The sequence below is a fragment of the Trichocoleus sp. ST-U1 genome (genome assembly GCF_039961835.1).
Lineage (GTDB): Bacteria > Cyanobacteriota > Cyanobacteriia > Cyanobacteriales > FACHB-T130 > FACHB-T130.
Genome location: NZ_JAMPJZ010000158.1, coordinates 1 through 3,348 on the forward strand (window position 1 = coordinate 1; position 3,348 = coordinate 3,348).

Sequence of the window (3,348 nt, forward strand, 5' to 3'; positions counted from 1 at the left end):
GATGTTGCAGTTCTTCCGTTGTCTCTTGGACTGCCACTTTGAACTGATTTGCCATTCCTACACCTACCCTGTTGCTTTCTTCAATTTAGTGCATCTTCATTGGAAACTGGTATAAGAAGCCCTCTCTCAATATCAATGCGTTTTTCCTCCCTTCGGCTTAACCCGAACTCAGGTTAACTAGGGTGAAAACGCAAATGCTGTAAGCATCTGAGCTTAAATATCACTTGATAATCCCGATTAAGGATTGAAAGAAGTCAGGGTAAGAAATAGCCGCGGCTTCCGCACGCCCAATTGTGGTAGTGCCTTCTGCATTAAGGGCAGCAATTGCTAAACTCATGGCAATTCGATGGTCGGTATGACTATCAACATCAGTGCCGATGAGAGGAGTGCCCCCCGTAATTTCTAACCCATCGGGTCTTTCTGTAACCTTGGCACCCATGCGGTTGAGCTGAGATGCCATAACGGCAATGCGATCGCTTTCTTTGACCCGCAACTCTGCTGCATCTCGAATTACAGTAGTTCCTTGGGCAAACACTGCCGCTACAGCCAAAATCGGAATCTCATCTATCAGGCGAGGAATTAGATCGCCAGCAATTTCACATGCTTTAAGGGCACTGGAACGTACCCGCAAATCTGCTACTGGCTCACCCGCGACAATCCGCTGATTTTCCATCTGAATGTCAGCGCCCATCCTCTCCAGAGCTTCCAGAATGCCGGTGCGGGTGGGATTGACCCCTACATTTTCCACGCACAACTCCGAACCCGGTACAATCGCCCCAGCAACCAGCCAAAAGGCAGCTGAGCTGATATCCCCAGGCACAACCACCGGCTGCCCTTGCAGCTTGGCTGAGCCAGTAATGGTGACGCTATTGGTTTCTGGATCGATGCTGAGTTCTGCCCCGAAAGCTTTGAGCATCCGTTCGCTATGGTCGCGGGAGAGGGCGGGTTCGGTAACGGTAGTTTGTCCTTCCACCATCAATCCAGCTAGGAGGATACAAGATTTGACTTGTGCTGAAGCAATCGGAGAGTGATAGTGAATCGGTCGCAGTTGTTGTCCTTGAATTGCTAGAGGCGCTAAAGAGTCGTTCTGACGTCCCCAAATTTGAGCGCCCATCTCTTGTAACGGTTTAACAACGCGAGACATTGGGCGCGAGCGCAGCGAGCTATCCCCCGTCACAGCAAAAAAACGTCCCGGATGAGAGGCGAGAAGCCCCAGCATCAGCCGCAAGGTAGTACCTGAGTTACCGGCGTCCAAGACTGAGGTTGGTTCTTGTAGGCAGCCGAGTCCGATGCCCTGAATTCGCACCATTTCCGTATTCAGTTCCGAAATTTTGGCACCCATCGCCCGAAAACAGCTAGCAGTGCTGCGGGGATCTTCTCCCAAGAGGAGTCCCTGAATGGTGGTTTCTCCTTGGGCGATCGCTCCCAACATCAAAGCCCGGTGGGAGATAGATTTATCCCCTGGTACCCGAATACGTCCCTGCAAGGATAGCCCTGCTGCGGGATTCTGAATGATTAAACGATCCTGATTTTCAGTGTTTTTTAGCGTGACAACTGCGGCTGGCATGAAGAGGGACTGGGATGAAGTTGCAAATAGTGATTCTACCAATTGCTGACACTGAAGATAGCACTGGAGTTATAGCAGTTCTCGATTGGGTTGCGATACATCTGTAGGGGCATGGCAATCAAAAAGCCCCTACCAAACCTTAGAACCCCAATACATTCCATCCAACTGAGAAGTGCTACAGTAACCACTTCAGCCCCAATCGCTACTTTTGAAAGCCTATTCCTATCTTCTTTTTACTCTTGCCCTTAGATTTTGATTTATTAACATCTGCCAGCGCTTCCTGAAATAAATCATGTAAATGCACTGGCACACTGGCAATCTCCGGTAAATCAGGCTCTAACGCCTTGTTATATTCTTGGAGTAAAGCGTCTAAATCGCGGTCAATTTTCAATTCTGGACGCTGTAACACTGTTTTCAACAGCTTTTCCATTTGGGCTGGATAAGTTTCGGCTAAGCGATGCCAAATGAAGGCATTAATCGTCGAGTCTTCTAGATACTGACGAACCAGCTTCTCAGTGTTTTCAATGTTGTTCTGCCAGTCTTCTGCTTCTAGCATTGCCTTGAACCGGCTGTATGTAGGCAGAAATATTTGACCCCAACGAGGATGGGTGAGGGCTGTTAGCTGTTCGGCTTTCTTGAGATTTGCAGGCAACTCAACTTTAGGTGTCACCATCTTAGTTGGGTTTTTGCTGTCAAACATCTGAGCGATCGCTTTTGAATCGGCACCTGATTCTTCTGCGGCTGCTTTCATTTCCTCTTCTGTAACCCCAGCTTCTGCGGCTATTTCCGAGAGCGATTTATTTTCATCAATGCCTGCCGCTGCTAAGCGTTTCTTAGTTAGTAATTCCTGAAATTCTTCTATCCTCTTATTCATCTGGTACCCAGGCATTACGACTTCGTCGCTACCAAAAAAGCTCAGAAAATCCTGGTGATATTGTTCTACTGATTGCCATGCCAGTTCTAGAAGTTCTGGAGCGTCACTATAAAGCGACTTGTTGTAATTTTCCTTAAAATTTCCGATTGCCACCGCCAGCTTGGGTTTTCCTAATCTCCCCATTGGGATACAAGGGCCAGAAAACATCCAGACGCTCTCGGTTACAGGTGCAATGCGAGTGAGTAAAATTTCTCCCTCTTTAAACCGGCTCATCTCCTGCCACGTTAGAAGCGTGTTTGGCTTGACGATGTAGCGCTTAGCAGTCAGCCAGTTCATCAACTCAAAGCCATCTGGTAAGACTTGGAGCGTAGCAAACAAGCCAATGAAGCTACACCGCCAGCTACCGACTAAGTTGCGATCGTTTTCGGACAATTCTGGCTGGCTCTCCAGAAACAAATCCAAAACGTCTTTATCCCCATCCCCTACTTTTCCTTCAGTCAAGAAGGTATCAATAATTAGGTCTCTTTGTGCAATATCCTGACGCTCTCGGTGTGGCTGAGCAGCGGCATAAGCTTCTAGCGATTGCGCCAGCTCTCCTTCCGCCTCCAAGACAAACTCAATTAAAGCTTGTTTTAATTCATGCGATCGCTCTAATATGGCATCCACAGCTCAATCTCTCGTTCAACAATTCTAGGTTAAAGGTTATTCAAGAAATTAAGCAAAAGTATTTATCCCCCAATACAAAAAGCAAAAAAGCTCTCTTGCATCATTATTCGGCAAGAGAGCTTTTTGATAATCAACCTGGCACTGAGCTATTTTCCCAGGCAGTCACCCACCGAGTATCTTCGCCGCAGTTGCGTTTCACCTCCGAGTTCGGGATGGAGTCGGTGTGGTTCCACAACGCTAG

The 3,348-nt window shown here is 47.8% G+C and carries 2 protein-coding genes and 1 rRNA gene; all 3 read right to left on the bottom strand.

Going from position 1 to position 3,348, the window contains the following annotated elements; genetic code table 11:
• Positions 1–220: 220 nt before the first annotated feature.
• The gene (aroA, locus tag NDA06_RS26415; protein ID WP_190984733.1) at positions 221–1,567 is read right to left on the bottom strand and encodes a 3-phosphoshikimate 1-carboxyvinyltransferase; all 1,347 of its coding nucleotides are present in this window, start codon (positions 1,565–1,567) and stop codon (positions 221–223) included.
• A 202-nt stretch (positions 1,568–1,769) separates the two neighbouring features.
• Positions 1,770–3,107, bottom strand: a complete 1,338-nt coding sequence (locus NDA06_RS26420; protein ID WP_190984734.1) for a hypothetical protein — start codon at positions 3,105–3,107, stop codon at positions 1,770–1,772.
• Positions 3,108–3,240: 133 nt separating this feature from the next.
• Positions 3,241–3,348, bottom strand: a 5S ribosomal RNA gene (rrf, locus tag NDA06_RS26425); the annotation flags it as partial.